Consider the following 19760-nt stretch of genomic DNA (forward strand, 5'->3'; position numbering starts at 1 on the left):
ACTGCGCGGCCATCGACCATTGCAGCCGCTTGTTTCACCGCGGCAGTCTCGATACCACATGCGGCCATTTGCGGAACATGTAATCGGCGATCCGTTGTCGCGTGTCTGCGGGCAGACGTTGCATGTCGTTGAATGCCGCCTCGCGCGAGATCAGCCCCAAAGGCGCCGCCACCATGACCCAGCTGAGCGAGTGGAACATGCTCGTCCAGGGATGGGAATAGTAACCCTCCGTGTCGATCGGGCGCGGCAGCCGCTGCTGCATGCAGGCCTTCAACGCGCGCCAGGAATCCGGCAGCGGCGTTTGTGCGACGTCTCGCCAAAACGGTGTGTCGCGGCGCGGACAATCGTAGTGCATGCGCAGGAAATCGCGGATGCCGAGCCAATAGCGCGCATTGCTTTCGTTGAAACGGCCGATAACCTCTTCCGACACGACACCGCCGCTTTCGAGCACGACCCGCCTGAAATTGCGCAATTGTTCGAGCATCTGCCCGATCGAAGTCGCTTCCAGTGGCTCGACGAAGCCCGAAGCCAGGCCAATCGTCATCACGTTCCGTTGCCAGACCTCCTTGAAGTGACCGGGCTCGAAATGCAGCGTGCGCGAAGGCTCGATCGGCATGCCGATGCGCCGTTCGATTTCGGCAACGGCCGCATCTTCATCGATATGCCGGCTGCTGAACACATAGCCTGCGCCCACGCGTTCGAGCAGCGGAATCTGCCACACCCACCCGGCGCTCATCGCGATGGCGCGCGTGACGAGGTAAGGATTGGCCTTCGGATGCGGCATATGGAACGGAATCGCGCGGTCGAGCAGCAGATAGTCGCTGAACGACTGCCACTCGCCTTGCAACGCCTTGCCGACCACGAGACGCGAGAGGCCCGATGCGTCGACAAGAAAATCCACGGCGATCGATTCGTCGGTCGTCTGCACGGCGGTGGCGCGCCGCGTTTCATCGAACTGGACGCTGCTCACTTCGGTGAGCTTGTGAACGATTCCGCGGCTCAACGCGACACGCTTCAAATACGCCGCAATACGCTGGCTGTCGAAATGCCACGACGGCCGAATCCCGCATGCCGGGTCGGCCAGCATGCGCCGCGCGTCTTCCTGCGAGCCCTGCTTCGCGATGACCTGAAACCCCGGCAGCGCCTGACTCAGTTCGATACCGAAGTGAGTGAGCGTCGACACCAGCGGATAGAACCCGTACTGCTTCCATTCGATCTCTTCGATGCCCGAATCGACGAACATGTGGTAGTACGCATCGCCCTCGCTACCGTCTCGCCAGCCTTCATAGAGGAAGCCGAGCTTGTAGGCCGCGCCGGTTTCCCTTGCGAATTCGTCGACGGGGATATTGAGTTGCTTCAGCGAATCGACGAGATTCAGCAGGCCGCCTTCGCCCACGCCGACAATGCCGATGCGCGGCGATTCGAGCACCACCACTTCGGCCTGCGGACCGAACATACTGCGCAGCGTGAGGGCGGCAAACCAGCCCGCGGTGCCCCCGCCAACGACAACGATTCGTTTGGCGCCATTCAGGTTCAGCATCGTATTCACTCACATTCGGGTTGATTCAATCCGCGCCCTCGACGCGCATGGTTCCGGTCGTGGGCGCGAGGCCCGGGTGCCCTTGCTTTTACTCCGGCACCGCTGACGCGGCCGTTATCCTTCACGGACATCGGCCTTAACGACGACCGTTAGTTGTCCTTGCTCGAGCTGCTTCGCATACCGGGCAGGAAGGTGGCCCCGCACGACGCCTCCATCGACGACCACGCCCGGATAGCGGCAGATTGCCGCCGTGTTCGCCGGAGCCGGCGCAACGAGTTCCCAATGAACGGCGGTGCCATCGGGCAGATCCGTTTCGGCATTGAAGAACGGCGAGCCCTCCGCATATCCGACGTGAAAGCGGCCCGGCGCAAGCACGCCCGGAAACGGCTTGGCATCCATGAAGCCAAACAGCGAATCGTGCTGCAGCAGGCTCTGTCGCGCGTACGGCCAGACGTGCTCGCGCAGGAAATACTGGTCGGCGAAACGCTGCGACTGGACCGGCCGATACAACGCGCGCCCGATTAGTTTCTCCATTGCCGGCAACGCGCCTGCCGTCACGCCCCACATGCCGGCGAGCAACAGTTCGGTATGCGTAGCATTGTCGCGCATGTGGTGAAAGCGGCAGTCGCTCGCGACCCATTCGGCCACGGCCTGCGCCTCGCGCTCATTGATGACCGAATCCGCATCGCGAAACAGCACGCGATGCAGCCCCGGCGTGTCGTAGGCCGCGAAGCGCCACATCTGGCCAGGCCAGCGCTTGAGTTGCGCATCGACCCGCACGAGTTCGGCGCCGCCCGCACGCAGCCGTTCGACGACATGCGCGGGCACCGTCTCGTCGATATAGAAGCGGCAGCGCCAGTGCGGATAAATGCGCGCCTGTTCGGTCGCATTGAGCACGGCGGTCTCACAGTATTTCGAACTGCCGCCGAACAGCGAGAACGCGATCAGGTTGTGCTCGCGCGTCGCTTCGCTGGGTGGGGGCGGCAGCGGTGCAGCCAGCACGTCGTGTTCGAACACGGGGGGCCCGTTGAAGCGCGCGGCGCGCAGTGCCAGCGCCTGGTTGCCCCAGCGCTGCGCCTGCTCGCGCACGCCCTTGCCGCCCCACGCCTCCGAAAGCGCGTCGAAGAGCGCGAACGTCGCGCCCTTGCGCGCGAGCGCGTTGCCCGCGCAGGTGATCGCATCGTCCCAGCGATCGAACTTGAGATGACACACGGCCGCGTCGATCCACGGCTGTGCAAGGTCCGGCGCGAGGCGCGCCGCCTGCAGGCACGCCTGCAACGCTTCGTTGTACTGCCCGGCGCCATAGGCCTGCTGGATGCGCTTGCCGAGCGCTTCCAGCAGCAGCTGCGCCTTCTTGTGATTGGCGCCTGCCCGAAAAGAATTCGTAGGTTTCATTGCTTGCCAGATCGGATTCGTTTCGATCCCTCGTCCCGGATCCGGAAAAAGGATCGGCAGGTCCGGTCGTGAAGCCGGACCTGCCTTGTTCGACGGGAACACCATGCTGCCGGTGTTCCACGTCATACCGCTCAACGACTACGTCAGACCACGTTCACACCATGCTGGATCAGCAGATCCGCCATCGTGTTCGTGCCCATCGTCGTGTTGTGCCACACGTCGTAGGTCACGCCGTTGACCGTCTGCGATCCCGACTGTTGCCAGCCGCTGGCACCGAGCGGTTCGGCGAGGACGACGGTCGACGTGCTGTCGCCGCTGATCGTCATATGCAGCGTCGAAGTCAGCGAATCGGCCTCGTTGAGCACGTCCGACAGACGCAGCTTCAGCGTGTTGGAACCGCTCTGGCCAAGGTCGAATTTCTCGAAGCCCTGAACGCGCTTGCCGTACGCCGCGAGATCGAGCGTCATGCCCTTGCCTTCGAACGCCAGCGTATCGATGCCCAGCCCGCCATCGACGCGCGTGAAGTTCGTGCCGACGATACCGATCGTATCGTTGCCCGCCCCGCCAAGCGCGACGTCGTGCTGCACCGACAGAGACGTCGTCCCCGTGGTGTCGGTACCGATGCCGTGGATGATGTCGTTGCCGGCTCCGCCGCTGATGATGTCCACGCCGTTGACGATCGGTGCGGCACCCGGGCTTGTCTTGCCCGCGTACAACACGTCGTCGCCGGTCGTGAACGTCTGCGTGAGCTTCGCGATCGAACCGGAATAGACGGTGTACGAACCGCCATTCGTCGACGAGACATCGCTGCCCCATGCGCCGTACGCGTAGTCCGAAATGCCGTCGCCGTTCCAGTCGCCCACCGCCACGCCCGTGCCGGTGTAGTCGCTCGCATTCACCCCGTTGTACTTCACAGCCTGGCCGTTCGCGACGAGCTTGTCGATGTCCGTGAGTGCGGAGAAGTTCGTGCCGCCCGGCGTGCCGTACACGAGGTACACCGCGCCGCTGTCGATCTTGCCGTTACTGTCCGCACCCGGTGCGCCGATCAGGAAGTCGTCGATACCGTCGCCGTTGACGTCGCCAGCCGAGCTGATGCTGAAGCCCATCTGGTTGTTCGTCGTCGACGTGTTGCTGCTGCTGTACAGGGTGAAACCGTTCGTGCCGTTCAGCGTGCTCAGGTCCAGGTTCGACCACGTGTTCCCGGCTGCCTTGCCGTAAACCACGTACACGCGGCCCTGGCCATTGGTTTGCCCGCCGTTGCCCGAGCTGTTCCAGTACGGCGAACCGATCGCGAAGTCATCGATACCGTCACCGTTGATGTCGCCGATGTTCTGGACCGACTGGTTCTGCGCGTAGTACGAGTTGCCCTGCGCGCCCGTCCCACCGCCGTTGATGCTCGAACCGCCCAGCCACTCGTTGACCTGGGTGCCGGAGATCTGGATACCCTGCGAAGGCGTCAGGTTCTTCAGGTCGAAGTTCGTCCCGAGACCGTTCGCGCTGCCGAAGATCAGATACGCCGCCCCGGAACTGGTACCGCCCGTCGTGGTGTTCGCACGCGGAGCCGTCACGATGTAGTCGTTGTAACCGTCACCGTTGACGTCGCCGATCACGATGCTCGTGTTGCCCAGATCCGAGTCGCCCGTGCCCGTCGCCGTGGTATTCACCGTTGACTGGTTCGCCGCGAGCGTCCCCTTCGTGGAAGCGGTGCTGCCCGTCGCCGTGTACAGCCCGTCGGTGTAGGCAAGCAGGTCGCTCCAGCTCGACGAACCCGCTGCACCGGCGTGACCGTACAGAACCGTGTACTGGCCATTGCCGTTGCCGCCGCCGTCGATGGAACCGATGATCAGGTCGCTGTAGCCGTCGCCGTTGATGTCGCCACCGGAGACGCCCGTGCCGAGCCATGCACCGGTGTTGACGTTCTTGATCACGAAGCCATCGGTCGTCGCGCCGTTTTCGATCGAAGCCAGGTCGATCGTCGTCGTGCCCGTGCCGCCGCGTCCGAAGATCACGTAGACACGGTCGTTGAGGTTCGACGAGATCGCGAAATCGCTGTAGCCGTCGCCGTTGAGGTCGCCGACGTCGATGACGCTCATGCCCTGGACGCCGTTGTCACCACCGATACCCGTTGCCGCCGTATCGACGATCTTGAAGCCCTGGGCCGCCGTCAGCGTGTTGATGTCGGCAAGGCTCGGCAGACCGTTCTTGCCGCCGTACATCACGTAGATCGCCGACTGCCAGGCTGCGAGGCCGCCAATCATGTCATGCGGCGCCGACACGACGAAGTCCGAATACCCATCGCCGTTGAAGTCGCCGAGCGAGGACATCGAGTAGCCGAGGCCCGCGTTGGACACGATCGAGCCACCCACGGACGGCGTGCCGGCCGTGTCGATCACGAGATGCGCATTCGGGTTGCCGTCGAGCAGACCGACGTTCGACGCGACACCGCCCGAGTTCACGAGCACGGCCTTGAGGTTGTACGTGCCGTCGAACATCGCCGGCAGCGTCGTGCTGAAGGTCGCGCTCGTGCCGTTCACCGTCAGCGTGACGCCCTTGGCGTACACCACGTCGCCCGCATCGAACACGCCGTCGTTGTTCCTGTCGTCGAACAGCGTGACGGTCAGCTGCCCCGCCGCGGCCAGAGCCGCATCGGACGCCTTCAGGCCCGTGACGGCGCCCGTGAACGTCGGCGTAATGACGCTCGTGATGTTGTCGGTCGAGCTGACGCCATTGTCGCTCGCCGTCGTCAGGTCGATCGTGAACGAACTGAACGTCGCGGCTGCTGCCGAGAACGTCGCGTCGGTCGGCGCGCTGGTGTTGCCTGCTGCGTCGGTCGCGGTCGCTTCGACCGTGCCGCCGCCCTGCGGCTTCGGCGACACCACCGAGTAGCTGCCATCCGCACCGGCCTTCGTCGTCGACGACGTGCCGTCGGGATAGGTCACCTTCACGGTGCTGCCCGCTTCCGCCTTGCCCGAGACCGTCACCGTGCCGTCCGTGTTCGACGTCGCCGTGACCGTCGGAGCGTCCGGCGGCGTCGTGTCGGTGTACGACCCGAAGCCCGGTGCGCTCTTGTTGCCCGCTGCGTCAGTGGCGGTCGCGGTGTACGTGCCGCTGCCTTCCACGCCGCTCGAAGTCAACGTGTAGTGGCCCGAGGCATCCGCCTTGACTGTCGCTGTCGCGCCGTCCGGATAGGTGACCGTCACGGTGCTGTTCGCTTCGGCTGCACCCGAAACGACCACCGTGCCGCCCGTGCCCGCCACGACGTTCACGCTCGGCGCAGCCGGAGGCGTGATGTCCTTGTACGACACGGTCGTGTCCGGGCCGGTGTTGCCGGCCGCGTCGGTGGCATGCGCCACGACGTTGCCGCTCGGCTGGTTCACCGGCGTCGTCACCGAGTAGCTGCCGTCAGCGCCGGCCGTGGTCGTTTCCGACGTGCCGTCCGGATTCGTCACCGTCACCTTGCTGCCCGCTTCGGCCTTGCCTGACACCGTCAGGCTGCCGTCCGGATTGACCGTGACGTCCACGCTCGGCGCGGAAGGCATGTCGGGCGAGTAGGTCGCCTGGGTCGGCGTGCTGACGTTGCCTGCCACGTCCGAAGCCGTGGCGCTCAACGTGCCCGGCGTCTGCGGCGTCGACGAGGTGGCCGTGTAGTGGCCCGACGCGTCGGCGGTCGCCGTCGTGGTGCTGCCGTCGTGCCAGGTCACCGTCACCTTGCTGCCGGCATCAGCCGTACCCGTAACCGTCAGCGTGCCGTCGATGTTCGCCGTCGGCGTTACCGTCGGCGCAACGGTCGACGTCTTGATCACCACGATCTGGGTCGCGCTCTGGCCAATGTTGCCGGCCTGGTCGATTACCTGCGCGATCACCGTGTAAGTGCCGTCAGCCAGCGGCGTCGACGTGTTGTCGAACAACCACGCCTTGTTCGCGGCCAAAGCCATCGACCACGTCGCACCACCGTCAAGACTGATGCGCACGCCGTCGCCTGCTGCAAGCGCGGTGCCGATCGAACCGCTGAACACCAGCGTGTTGTCGCTCGTGATGAAGTCGCTCGAGCTGACACCCGTGTCCACCGTGATCGAGCCGATCGTGACCGTTTCCGCAGCCGAAGGCGGCTGCGTGTCGACCACGACGTTCTGGTGCGCAGTCTGCAGCGTCGAGCCTGCCGCGTTAACGATCCTGGCCTGCACGTTGTACGTGCCGTCCGCCATCGTGTTCGCGGTGTTGTCGTAGGTCCACGAGGTGCCCGACACCGACACCGTATGCCACGTTGCGCCGCCGTCAAGGCTGATCTGCACGCTCGAACCTGCTGCGAGCGGCGTACCCAGCGAGCCGTGGAAGACCAGCGTGTTGTCGCTCGTGATGAAGTCCGTCGCGCTGGCGCCCGTGTCCTCCGTGATCGAGTCGATCGACAGGGCCACCATCGTCGACGTGTCGATCACCACCTTCTGGATGCCCGGCGTGCTGTAGTTGCCCGACGTATTGATCACACGCGCTTCGAACGTGTAGGTGCCCGAAGGCAGCTCGTTCGCGGTGTTGTCGTACACGTAGGTGTTGCCGCTCGAAAGCGTTGCGTCATGCCACGTCACGCCGCCGTCGAGCGAGATCTGCACCTTCTCGCCTACGTTCAGCGTACCCGTCACCGTCGCGCTGACGATGAGGGTCGAGTCGGCGGTGATGAAGTCGCCAACCACGCCCGTGTCGGTCGTGATGCCGCTGATCGCCGCCGTCGCCGACGGCGGGAGCGTGTCGGTGTAGTGATACGACGCGTCCGGGCTGGTGTTGCCCGCTGCGTCGGTGACGTGCGCGGTCACGTCGCCGGTCGGCTGATGCGTCGACGTCGTCATCGAGTAGCTGCCGTCAGCGCCGGCCGTGGCCGTTTCCGACGTGCCGTCCGGGAACGTCACCGTCACCTTGCTGCCGGCCTCGGCCGTGCCCGATACCGTCAGCGTGCCGTCAGGGTTCGCCGTCGGCGTTACCGTCGGCGCAATCGCCGACGTCTTGATCACCACGGCCTGGGTCGCGCTCTGGCCAATGTTGCCGGCCTGGTCGATCACTTGCGCGATCACCGTGTAGGTGCCGTCAGCCAGCGGCGTCGACGTGTTGTCGAACAGCCAGCTCTTGCCCGAGGCCGAAGCCATCGACCACGTCAGACCACCGTCGAGGCTGATGCGCACGCCGTCGCCTGCGGCGAGCGCGGTGCCGAGCGAGCCGCTGAATACCAGCGTGTTGTCGCTCGTGATGAAGTCGCTCGCGCTGACACCCGTGTCCACCGAGATCGAGCCGATCGTGACCGTTTCCGCAGCCGAAGGCGGCTGCGTGTCGATCACGACGTTCTGGTGCGCGATCTGCAGCGTCGAGCCCACCACGTTGACGATCCTGGCCTGCACGTTGTACGTGCCGTCCGCCATCGTGTTCGCGGTGTTGTCGTAGGTCCACGAGGTGCCCGACACCGACGCCGTATGCCACGTCGCGCCGCCGTCAAGGCTGATCTGCACGGTCGAACCTGCTGCGAGCGGCGCACCCAGCGAGCCATTGAAGACCAGCGTGTTGTCGCTCGTGATGAAGTCTGTCGCGCTGGCGCCCGTGTCCTGCGTGATCGAGTCGATCGAGAGGGCCACCATCGTCGACGTGTCGATCACGACCTTCTGGATGCCCGGCGTGCTGTAGTTGCCCGACGCATCGATGACACGCGCCTCGAACGTGTAGGTACCCGAAGGCAGCTCGTTCGCCGTGTTGTCGTACACATAGGTGTTGCCGCTCGAAAGCGTTGCGTCATGCCACGTCACGCCGCCGTCGAGCGAGATCTGCACCTTCTCACCCGCGTTCAGCGTACCCGTCACCGTCGCGCTGACGATGAGGGTCGAGTCGGCGGTGAGGAAGTCGCCAACCACGCCCGTGTCGGTCGTGATGCCGCTGATCGCCGCCGTCGCCGACGGCGGGATCGTGTCGACATAGTGGACCGACGTGTCCGGGCTGGTGTTGCCCGCTGCGTCGGTGGCATGCACGGTCACGTCGCCGGTCGGCTGGTTCGCCGGCGTCGTCACCGAGTAGCTGCCGTCGGCGCCGGCCGTAGCCGTTTCCGACGTGCCGTCCGGGTTGGTCACCGTCACCTTGCTGCCCGGTTCGGCCTTGCCCGACACCGTCAGGCTGCCGTCCGCATTCGGCGTCGCAGTCACCGTCGGCGCTGCCGGCGGCGTGTTGTCCGTGTACGCAAACGTACCCGGTGCGCTCGTGTTGCCCGCTTCGTCGGTCGCGGTCGCGGTGTACGTGCCGCTGCCTTCCACGCCGCTCGAAGTGAGCGTGTAGTGGCCCGATGCATCCGCCCTGGTCGTCGCGGTCGTGCCGTCCGGATACGTGACCGTCACCGTGCTGTTCGCTTCGGCTATACCCGTCACGACCACCGTGCCGTCAATGCCCGCCTCGACATGCACGCTCGGCGCAGCCGGAGGCGTGACGTCCACGTGGTAGTCGATCTGCGTCGGGGCGCTCGTGTTGCCGTTGAACGTGTCCGTCACGATGACCGAACCCTCGCCCTGCGGCGTCGGCGACGTCACGCTGTAGTGACCCGTGCTGTCGACCGTGCCCGTGGCCGTCGTGCCGTCCGGGTACGTCACCTTGACCGTGCTGCCAGGAATGGCGGTGCCCGACACGGTGATCGTGCCGTCTGCATGCCCGATCACCTCCGCACCCGGTGCTGCCGGGGGAACCGTATCGACGTAGCTGATCTGCGTCGCGTCGCTCGTCTGGCCATTGACCGTGTCGGTCACGTAGATCGAGCCATTGCCCTGCGGCGTCGGCGACGTCACGCTGTACTTGCCGTCGCTGCCGACCGTCGTGATCGCCGTCGTGCCGTCCGGGAACGTCACCGTGATCTTGCCGCCCGCCACGCCCGTGCCCGACACCGTCACCGTGCCGTCGGGATTGCCGTCAGCCTTCGCTGCCGGTGCCGACGGGGCATGCGTGCCGTGAGGGAGCGTCGTCGCGTCGCTCGTCTGGCCGTTGTCCGTCTCGGTGATCGTGATGTCGCCGTTGCCCTGGGAGGGCGGCGACGTGATGCTGTAGTGGCCGTCGCCGTCCACGGTCGTGCTGCCGGTCGTGCCGTCCGGCCAGGTCACCGTAATCTCGCTGCCGGGGTCGCCCGAGCCCTCCAGCGTGATCGAGCCGTCCGGGTTGTCCGTCGCCGTGCCTTCCGGCGGGTTCGGCACCGTCACGTTGTAGCCGATGTGAGTCGGATTGCTCGAGAGGTCGTTGAACGTGTCGACGACCGTGATCTCGCCCTTATCTTGCGGTGCGTTCGAGGTCAGGCTGTAGTGGCCATCGCTGCCGGCCTTCATGCTGGCGGTCGTACCGTCCGGGAACGTGACCGTGACCTTGCTGCCAGGAATGGCCGTGCCCGACACGTTAACCGTGCCGTCCTGATTGACCGCCACGCTCGCGGTCGGCGCCGACGGGGGCACCGTGTCGGTGTAGACGATCTGCGTCGGATCGCTGGTGTGGCCGAGGGCCGTGTCAGTCACGCTGATCGAGCCGTTGAGCTGCGGCGTCGGCGAGGTGATGCTGTAGGTGCCGTCGCTGCCCACGGTGCCCGTGGCCGTCGTGCCGTCCGGGAACGTCACCGTGATCTTGCCGCCCGCCACGCCCGAGCCCGACACCGTCACGGTGCCGTCCGGATTGCCGTGCGCGCTGACCGACGGCGAAGCCGGCGGCGTAGCCGAGTAGCCAATCTCCGTCGGTTCGCTCGTCTTGCCGTTGAAGGTATCGGTCACGCTGATGGTGCCGTCACCCTGCGCGTCCGGCGAGGTGATGGTGTAGTGGCCGTCTTTGCCAACCGTAGTCGTGCCGGTCGTGCCGTCCGGGTACTTCACCGTCACCGTGCTGCCGGGGATGCCCGTGCCGGAGACCGTCACCGTACCGTCGTCGTTGCCGGTCACAGTGGCGTCCGGCGCCTGCGGCTGCGTGGTCATGCCGTAGCCGACCTGCGTCGGGGCGCTGTCCTTGCCGTTGAAGGTATCGATCACGTTGATCGAACCGTTGCCCTGCGGATTCGGCGAGGTCACGCTGTAGTGGCCGTCGCTGCCGACCGTGCCCGTGGCCGTCGTGCCGTCAGGGAACGTCACCTTGACCGTGCTGCCAGGAATGGCGGTGCCCGAGACCGTCACCGTTCCGTCCGGGTTGCCGAGCGGGTGCACCGAGGGCGACGCCGGCGGCGTGTTGTCTACATAGTCGATGAGCGTCGGATTGCTCGTCTGGCCGTTGATCGTTTCGAGCGCGCTGATCGGGCCGTTGGCCTGCGCCGACGGCGAGGTGATGCTGTAGGTGCCATCGCGGCCGACCGTAGTCGTGCCGGTCGTGCCGTCCGGCCAGGCAACCGTGACCGTCGCGCCCGGCACACCCGTGCCCGTGACGGTCACCGTGCCGTCGGCGTTGCCGTCAGCCGTCACGGTCGGCGGCGCAATCGCCACCGTGTACGCAACGATCGTGTGGCCGCTGGTGTTGCCCGCCGCGTCGGTCGCCGTGACGTCCACCGAGCCGCTCACCTGAGCGGTCGAGGAGCTGATCGAATAATTGCCCGAGGCGTCGGCGACTGCCGAGCCCGATGTGCCGTCCGCGAAGTGCACGATCACCGTGCTGCCCGCTTCCGCCGTGCCGGAGACGGTCAGCGTGCCGTCGGGGTTGACCTTCACCGTTGCGCCCGGCGCTTCGGGCGGCGTGGTGTCGGTGTAGTGGGTCGACGAATCGGTGTTGTGGCCCGACGGGTCGGTAATGGACGTATCGATGTCGCCACTGCCCTGCGGCGTTCCCGAGTCCGTCGAGTAGTTACCCGACGAGTCCGCCGTCGTGCTGCTGGTCGAGCCGTCCGGCCAGGTCACCGTGACATGGCTGCCCGGCGTCGTCGTACCGTGCACGTTCAGCGTGCCGTTCGGATTGACCGTCACGAGCGGGCCGCGGCTTCCATTCCCCTCGTCGATGACACCGGCAAGCCCCGCCGCTGCACCGCCGCCGCCACCCACGGCAACCGCGATGCCACCGGCGACCAGACCGACGCCGCCAAGGATGGCGGGCAGTGCCGAGAGCACGGAATTATCCTGGACCAGCAAAGGATCGATCGAATCGATCGACGTCATGATGCCGGCCGGGTTCGCCGCATTGGCAGCATCGACGTTGACGAACCACAAGGCGCCATCGCCATCCTGAAGAACGAGATCGCTCTTCAGGTTCGATGCGTCATTGAAGAAACCGTGGATGACGATGACCTGGCCATCGATCGTCGTGACGACGAGCGAATCGCCGTCCCGCGCGATCGACTTGACTTTCGCCCTGGGAATCGGCAGTTCCACAACCGAAGGCGAAAGCAGCCTCGCATCCGAGTCGCGGAGCTCGGTCCGCGCGTGAGATTTCTTGTCGATGACGATGATTTGTTGAGCCAATTTGACTACCCCCATGTAACTTGAATAGCAGACAGCGCGCAGCCGGTCGCAACGAAGCTCCCGAGAAGCGCGCCTTTTTGATGCAGATCCAAACTGTTAGGATTTCGAAAGATATGAAGCGCCACCCAGTTTTATCTATCGATGCTACTGAGTGTCGAATGCGTAATTAATCAGACACGTCCGAACTATGTGTAAAAGAGTTTTAAGTCGCGGCGCCCCCGAGGCGATCGCGCCAACGCTTCCCGTCACCGCTCGCGCAACGCTTCCTTGGCCTTGTTGAGCGGCTTCATCAGATAGGCCAGCACACTCTTGCGTCCGGTCTTGATGTCCACGGTCGCCACCATGCCCGGCACGATGGGAAAGATCTTGCCGGCCTTGTTCTTCAGATGGTCGCTGTCGGTGCGGATATAGACGCGGTAGTAGTAGACCTCTTTCTTGACATCGTCCTGAATCGTGTCGGGAGAGATGACCGTCACCTTGCCGTGCAGACCGCCAAAGATCGCGTAGTCATACGCCGTGATCTTGACCGACGCTTCCTGTCCCGGATGCATGAAGGCGACATCACGCGGCGAAATGCGCGCCTCGACCAGCAGCTTCTCATCGACCGGCACGATTTCCATCAGCTTCCCGTTGGGCGGAATGACGCCGCCGAGCGTGGTGACCGAGATGTCCTTGACGATGCCGCGTACCGGCGACTGGAACGTCAGCCGCGTAAGCGCATCCTGACGGCCGCGAGAGACGGAACGCTGCGCCTCGACCTCGGCATTCGCCTTGGCGAGTTCCTCTCGCGCCTTGACGAGATAGTCATGGCGCGCATCGTTCTGCTTGCTTTCCAGCTCCGTGATCTGCCGCTTGAGGCGCAGCACTTCGACTGCACTCGCGGCGCCCTGGGCCACCAGCGGTTCGGTCAGCGCGAGTTCGCGGCGCACCAGCGAAAGCGCCTGCGAGAGGTCGGCGATCGTGCTCGCGAGTCCGTCACGCCTCGAGCGGTAGAGCGCCGTTTCGCTGCTGACCAGGTTCGCATCCTTCTGCACATCGGGCGGAAACGTCAGCGGGGTGTTGTTGACCTCCGCGGAAAGCCGCGCAGCCGTTGCCAGCGCTGCACGCCTCTTGGACTCGCTCTCATCGACCGCCGATTCGATGCGCGTGCGGTCCAGTTGCGCCACGACCTGGCCCGCGTTGACCATGTCGCCCTCCTTGACCGCCAGCTCGACCAGAATCCCGCCTTCGAGCGACTGGATGATCTGCTCCTTCGAGCTCGGAATGACCTTGCCCGTTCCGCTCGAGACCTCGTCGAGATCGAAAAACGCCGCCCACACGAGAAAGCTGACGATCAGACCGCAGATCACCCACGCGACAAGCGACGAACGCGGCAACGCGGCATCCGGTCGCGCCGAGGCGTCGGGCTCGGGAGGCCGGGTCCACCACCGCTTCGGCTTTGGCGGCGGGGGGGCCTGCCCGTCATGACGCAGCGTCACCCGCGTGTGCGCGACCGCACCACCCGATGCCGGAGTGCCGGTTTGCCCCGGGCCCTTTTCGACCTGATCTGGCCGCTCTTCAACATCGCTCATTTCGACAACTCTCCCAGTACCTTGTCCTTGCTGCCGTCCATCACGATGCGCCCCGCATCGATGACGATGATCCGGTCCACCATCGTGAGCACCGACAGGCGATGGGTCGCGACCACGAGCGTGCGCGTACCCAGCCATTCGCCCATCGCATCGATGAAATGGCGCTCGCTCATGTCGTCGAAGCTGGCCGTGGGCTCGTCGAGCAGCACGATCGACGGCTCTCGCAACAGGGTTCGCGCCAGCAGCAACGCCTGGCGCTGGCCGCCTGAGAGCCCGAGCCCACCTTCGAGAATCATTTCATCGAGACCGTTGGGACGCGACTGGACGAAAGCCAGGGCGCCCGTCATGCGCAGCGCCTTCAGCACGGCTTCGTCGGTGGAAAGGGGGGCTCCCATCACGACGTTGTCGCGGATGGTGCCGTGAAAGAGCCTTGCGTTTTGCGTGAGCAGGCCCATGTCGCGCCGCACGTCGGCCGGATCGATCAGGCCCAGTTCCGTGCCGTCGAGCGAGATGCTGCCGCGCTGCGGCGTCTGAAGTCCGGCCAGCATCATCAGGAGGGTCGACTTGCCGGCCCCCATACGGCCGAGCAAGGCCACCCGCTCGCCCTTACCGATGTGCAGCTTCGGAACCCAGAGCGCGGGCGCCTTGTCGTCCTTGCCGTACTGATAAAGCACACGTTCCAGCGCATATTCGCCGTGCAGCGCCGTGCGCTGAACCAGCCGGGAATGCTCGGGCTGATCGACCGGGCGCGCCATCAGTTCGTCGAGCCCCTTGCGGGCCACCTTGGCCTGCTGCCAGCGAGCAAAAATCGACGAGAGCTGCGCGAGCGGCGAAATCATCCGCGATGCGAGGATCGACGTGCCGACCAGTGCCCCGGTGGTCATGTCGCCCTTCATCACCAGGAAACTACCGGCCAGCAGCACCAGCGCATAGGTGATGCCCTGGACTTCCTGCGTCCAGGTCATCAACAGGCTCGTCATGAAGCGCTGCTTCATGCTGATCGTCGCGGACACGTTGTTGGCGTGGTTCCACTGGTTCTGAAAGCGCGCTTCGGCACGCAACAGCTTGATGTCTTCAATGCCCTGCACGGCTTCGACGAGCATGGCGTTGCGCAGCGCCGCCTCGCGCATGCCTTCGTTCGAAAGACGGGCCAGCGGACGCTGGATCAGCAGGCCCGGAATCACGAGCAGCGGAATCGCCGCGAGCGCCACGATGACGATGCCGCCGCCCACCGCCCATAGCACGACCAGGAACAGCAGGAAAAAGGGCAAGTCGGCCAGTGCGCTCACCGTCGTCGAGGTCAGCAGCTCGCGCACCTGGTCCAGCTCGCGAACCTGGGCGATGAAGCTGCCGGTGGATTTCGAGCGGGCCTCGTTGCGTATGCGCAGCGCATGCCCGAACACGACATCGGAAATCTTCAGATCGGCGCGCTTGCCCACGACGTCGGAAATATGGGTACGCGCCACGCGCAGGCCGAATTCGAATGCGATGGCGATCATCACGCCGACAAACAGGACCCACAGCGTCGGTTCCGACTGCGACGGGACCACGCGATCGTAGATCTGCATCGAGAACGTCATGCCCGCGAGCGCGAGCACGTTGGCGAACAGCGACGCGAGAAACACATCGCCATAGCGACGCCAGTCCCGCAGCGCGATCTCCCAGAACCAGTTCGGCCGGAACGGCCGGATGTAATCGTCGACGCGGGAATCGGCCACCGCATTGCGCGGACGCAGGATGGCGATGCGGCTTGCCGCTGCGCCCAGCTCGTCGGCCGTCATCGACGCTTCGAGCCCCATGTCGCCACTCATGAGCACACCGAACTTGCCGCGTCCGTCGGATGTCTGCACCACGCCGACCGAACCGTCCTTGAATTCGACGGCGAGTGGCAAGCGCTGCGGGTTCAGCTGGCCGATCGAAAACGCTTGCAGCCGCAAATCGAGCCCGGCCTGGCGGGCCAGACGGTCGAGAACGACGTCGAGCGACGCATCGCCCTGCCACGCAAGGGCGACACGCACACTCTCGGCCGAGGTCGAAAGACCATAGTGACGTGCGATGGCGAGCACGGCGTCGAGCCACCTGGTGTATTGAAGCGGCAGATTCATGGAAGTACCTCCATCCCTTGTACCTGGGTCTTGTTCAGGCCGAAGAAGTCGCGCCCGGCTCCCGTTGCATTGAGCCAGGCGACCAGATTGAGCCAGAAGTCATCTTTCGCGGACTCCTCATCGGAGGCGGCCTGATAGAACTCCTGCTCGGCATTGAGAAGATCCAGGATCGAGCGCGTGCCGAGCTTGTACTCTTCGCGATAGAGGTCTCTGGCCTCGGTAATGCTCCGCTTGCGCTCACCGAGCACGCCGAGCCGGTCCCTCGCCCCGATGGCGAGCTCCCGGTAACTGCGCGCGTAGTCGCTGCCCGTGAGCCGCGCGACCTGGACCCGCGAGCGCGCCGAAGCGAGCAGGTTTTCCGCTCCCTTGACCTTGGCGTTGAGCGCACCGCCCTGGAAGACGCTCCAGTTCACGTTGACCATCACCGTGCGGTACGAGCCCTCGGGTACGTAAGTCGATGGATTGATACCGCTCAGACTCTTGCTCTGGGAAACGTCGAGAGAAAGCGTCGGCCAGCGCTGCGCCTTGGCGACGTCGAGCTGCGCCACGGCCGAGCTCATATCCGCCTTGGCGGCAAGCACGTCGGGAATGCCGTCCGTATCCGGATCCGCGGCGAGCTGGACCTGCGCTGCCCTGTCGTCGGGCAGCGGTGCGATCACGCCGTTGAACCGGGCCCCGATCAGCGTGCGCAGGCGCTCCATGGCCTGTGCGCGCTGCGCACGAACCTGGGTGAGATTCGCGCGTGCGTTCTGAACGCGCGATTCGGCCTGGATCGGATCCGAGCGATGGCTGACACCAGCATTCGCGCGAAGCTGGGCCATCAACAGAACCTTCTGGACGGCTGCGACCTGCTCTCTGGCGATGGCTTCGAGCACCTGATAGCGATGGACGTTGATGACCGCTTCAGCGGTCTGCTCCGCGATCGTGTCGATCTGCTTGAGCACCAGTGCCTGTTGTTTCTTGACATCGGCTTTGGCCTGATCCACCGCACCGGAAACCTTGCCGAAGTCGTACAGCATCTGCGAAACGGTCACCGAAGTGGTGTTGCCCGAGCCGGTCAGGGTGGAGTTGCCGCCGCCGAGCCCAGCGGTGACCTGGGGAAAGTAGCCTCCGCGGGCGACATCGATGGCGCTGGTCGATGCGGCCAGCGTCGCCACGCTGTCGGCAATCGATGGATGACTGCGTACGGCCATCGAAACAGCCTGATCCAGACTGAGCACCCGCTCGGACATTTCCGCCCCGAGGTCGACAGGAGCCTGATCGCCTTTGAGCTGCTTCGATAGCGCCTGAACATCCAGCGTGCCGGCGCCCCAATCCAGCTTGCCGGCGGCAGGAGGAGGGGGTTGCTGTGCTGCGTGCACGGAAACTGGCCCGAAAAGGCCGACGAGGCACGAACATACCGCGCCCGGCAATTTCAACTTCACAAAAGCTCCTTCGGTCATTCAGGGGACCTGGACGCACGCTGTGGGGCAACTGCATCGGTGGTTATTTGAGAAGGTCAGGATGGCGGGCGCAGACGTCGGCAACCCGCGCAAGCGATGCGGCACGAGCACGCGCACCGCAGCGCGCCGCGGGCGACGGACCTGTCATGCGTAACCTTTGGAGAGGGTGCGAAGGAATTCGGCCTGGAGTCCGGAAGGTGCGGCACCTGTCGGTCCTCGTCGGCAAACGATCAGCGTCACAACGCTGTGCAAAATATCCGAACGAGTCCGCACCGGCTATAAGACTCATCTGATTTTTCGTGCGCGCTCAACGATCGATGCAAATGTATGACATTTGTAAGGAATTGCGAAGACTCGATGAAATCGAGTTTGCAGAAGCGGAGAATCGGGCGTGGCGCTGCAGCGTCAGACGACGTATCGGTGAGTTGTAGAAAGAATGGATTCCTTACCAATCAGTCGACGATCTCTGGCGCAAGGTGTTGCGGCTGTAAACTGTCACCTTGAAACAACCGCTATGAGTTCCGGGTCGGAGTGGCGCCGCATGCGCGCACGACGGCCGCACTGGGCTGACAGTCCTCAATGCGCGGGTTTCGTACAAGCCGCTCTGCGCCGCGGATGACTACACCCCCATCGTTTTGGCGGCCACCCGCCCCTATGCCGGGCAAGAACCTTGCCGTAAAGACAAAGCGCCCAGGTAATTCGGTAGCTCCTGACTGATCAAGAAGCCACTAGCTGTTCGCCGCCAAAATCAAGAACTGTCGTTTCGCGCACATCGTGCTTTAGCGACCATAGCCTCACGAGAGGTGCACGGTTCAACTTCCTTTTGCAGTGTGAACCGTGAGCTATCGATGATGCGCCTGCAGCATGAGTTGGATGCCCCGGCCGCATTGAATTGTCGGAGGATGCCATGCAAGACACGTCGATCGAAGCCGCCAGCATCCCGCAAACCGCGCCTGCTCAGGCGGGAAGCCCGTTTCGCCATATCATCATGGTGTGCAGGTCCGGGGCGGACTTCGCACGCCTGCGCCCAGCGTGGGAGGCACTGGCCGCTACGTGTCCGCCGAGCCTGGATTTCACTTACTGCGAAGTTGCTGCGGCCCGCGCCTTCGCGCTTGGCGAGACAGTCAGCGTTGTGCTCGTGAGCGACGGCACGGTGCTCGTCGCGCTCTGGCCGGTGATCATCGTGCGCCGGGGCGCGTACCGTGTTGCACGCGCGCTCGGCTGCGGGAACGACCAGGAGTACGCCGGCCCGCTCGTCGCCGATCCAGCCGATGTGCGCCTCTACGCGGCCGCCCTCGAAGGGTTGTGCGGCGTCGGCGCCGACGTGCTGGAAATCTTTTTTGTCGAACAAAACAGCCCGCTTGCGGCCGCGCTCGCCAATGTGCCGCAGTCGTGGGTGCTGCGCGCGATACCGGAGCGCTGGCGTCGCGTGGACGGCTACTCGATCGGCCTCTGCGCCTTCACCACCTACGACGCCTTCCTCGCCACGCGGCCGGAATCGCTGCGTGGGACGCTGCGCCGCTGCGCAAGACGTCTCGCAGAGCAGGGCGTAGTTGAGTATGGCTGGTGTCAGGACGCCGATGACGCCCGCGAGGTGCTGACCTGGCTCTTTGCGAACAAGCGCCGCTGGGCTCGCGCGCGCGGCTTCGATGCATCGTTTCTCATGGACGACGAAGTGCGTGACTTCTTCATCGACCTCGCGAGACGGATCGAACTCGTTTCAACGCCGCTCGTCTATTTCGTGAAACTGGACGGCACCCCGGTTGCCGCTTCGGTCAACCTGGTCGGACCGCGCAGCATCGAGTACTTCATCACGACCTACGACGAATCCTACGCTGCATGTTCGGTCGGCAATCTGATCGTCGACAGCATGGTGCGCTGGGCCCACGCGAGCGGCCGGGATTTCGACTTTCGTCCGTTCTTTTCGGCCTACAAGGCGCGCTGGACCAACCAAAAAAGCAGGTATGAGTCGCATTTCGTCATACTAACGTTGCGTGGCCGGCTCGCCGAACTGCCGCTCGCGGCGCAGCAGCTTCGCCGGGTCGTCAGGAAAGTCCGCGCGCTCGCCGGCGGTTGAGCGGCAACGCGACATTTGCCTTGCGCTATTCGGCTCGCACCGCCGCCGCAATTTGCGCCAACAACGCCAAATGAAGTTGCGAGAGGTTCGCGCCAACCCTGCTCCACAGCCGCGCGCTGCTGATCGCCGAGCCGCTGCCGGCGTTGGTGCCCTCGTCGAGAGTGCCGATAACCGGCCTTTGCGCGCGCCAGCGCGCAGTCGTGGA

General features: G+C 64.7%; 7 protein-coding genes. 1 reads left to right on the forward strand and 6 read right to left on the reverse strand.

Annotated elements, in window-relative coordinates:
* Window positions 1-34: 34 nt before the first annotated feature.
* From VSR34_RS07315 to VSR34_RS07340, 6 genes are all read right to left on the reverse strand, one after another.
* Window positions 35-1540 carry a tryptophan halogenase family protein gene (locus VSR34_RS07315; RefSeq protein WP_028210603.1) on the reverse strand — a complete coding sequence of 502 codons (1506 nt, stop codon included), beginning with the start codon at window positions 1538-1540 and terminating at the stop codon, window positions 35-37.
* A gap of 114 nt (window positions 1541-1654) precedes the next feature.
* Window positions 1655-2935 (reverse strand): hypothetical protein, encoded by a 1281-nt coding sequence (locus tag VSR34_RS07320; RefSeq protein ID WP_028210602.1) that lies wholly within the window; start codon window positions 2933-2935, stop codon window positions 1655-1657.
* A gap of 143 nt (window positions 2936-3078) precedes the next feature.
* Window positions 3079-12360: an Ig-like domain-containing protein gene (locus VSR34_RS07325; protein WP_342962218.1), complete on the reverse strand. Its 9282-nt coding sequence runs from the start codon at window positions 12358-12360 to the stop codon at window positions 3079-3081.
* Between the two features lie 245 nt (window positions 12361-12605).
* Complete coding sequence (locus tag VSR34_RS07330) at window positions 12606-13931, reverse strand: HlyD family efflux transporter periplasmic adaptor subunit (protein ID WP_081716298.1); 1326 nt, start codon at window positions 13929-13931, stop codon at window positions 12606-12608.
* Window positions 13928-16036, reverse strand: a complete 2109-nt coding sequence (locus tag VSR34_RS07335; RefSeq protein WP_342962219.1) for a type I secretion system permease/ATPase — start codon at window positions 16034-16036, stop codon at window positions 13928-13930. Before VSR34_RS07335 ends, VSR34_RS07330 begins: the two co-directional genes overlap by 4 nt.
* The gene (locus VSR34_RS07340; RefSeq protein ID WP_081716297.1) at window positions 16033-17478 is read right to left on the reverse strand and encodes a TolC family outer membrane protein; all 1446 of its coding nucleotides are present in this window, start codon (window positions 17476-17478) and stop codon (window positions 16033-16035) included. Before VSR34_RS07340 ends, VSR34_RS07335 begins: the two co-directional genes overlap by 4 nt.
* A gap of 907 nt (window positions 17479-18385) precedes the next feature.
* Between VSR34_RS07340 and VSR34_RS07345 the strand changes: the two genes are divergently transcribed.
* Window positions 18386-19555 carry a GNAT family N-acetyltransferase gene (locus VSR34_RS07345; RefSeq protein WP_342962220.1) on the forward strand — a complete coding sequence of 390 codons (1170 nt, stop codon included), beginning with the start codon at window positions 18386-18388 and terminating at the stop codon, window positions 19553-19555.
* Window positions 19556-19760: the final 205 nt, after the last annotated feature.

The sequence above is a fragment of the Paraburkholderia sp. JHI2823 genome (assembly GCF_038900695.1).
Taxonomy (GTDB): domain Bacteria; phylum Pseudomonadota; class Gammaproteobacteria; order Burkholderiales; family Burkholderiaceae; genus Paraburkholderia; species Paraburkholderia mimosarum.

Coding starts and splice junctions, on each gene's coding strand:
- VSR34_RS07320 (WP_028210602.1), bottom strand. CDS start 2,935: ATGAAACCTACGAATTCTTTTCGGGCAGGCGCCAATCACAAGAAGGCG.
- VSR34_RS07315 (WP_028210603.1), bottom strand. CDS start 1,540: ATGCTGAACCTGAATGGCGCCAAACGAATCGTTGTCGTTGGCGGGGGC.
- VSR34_RS07330 (WP_081716298.1), bottom strand. CDS start 13,931: ATGAGCGATGTTGAAGAGCGGCCAGATCAGGTCGAAAAGGGCCCGGGG.
- VSR34_RS07345 (WP_342962220.1), top strand. CDS start 18,386: ATGCAAGACACGTCGATCGAAGCCGCCAGCATCCCGCAAACCGCGCCT.
- VSR34_RS07340 (WP_081716297.1), bottom strand. CDS start 17,478: ATGACCGAAGGAGCTTTTGTGAAGTTGAAATTGCCGGGCGCGGTATGT.
- VSR34_RS07335 (WP_342962219.1), bottom strand. CDS start 16,036: ATGAATCTGCCGCTTCAATACACCAGGTGGCTCGACGCCGTGCTCGCC.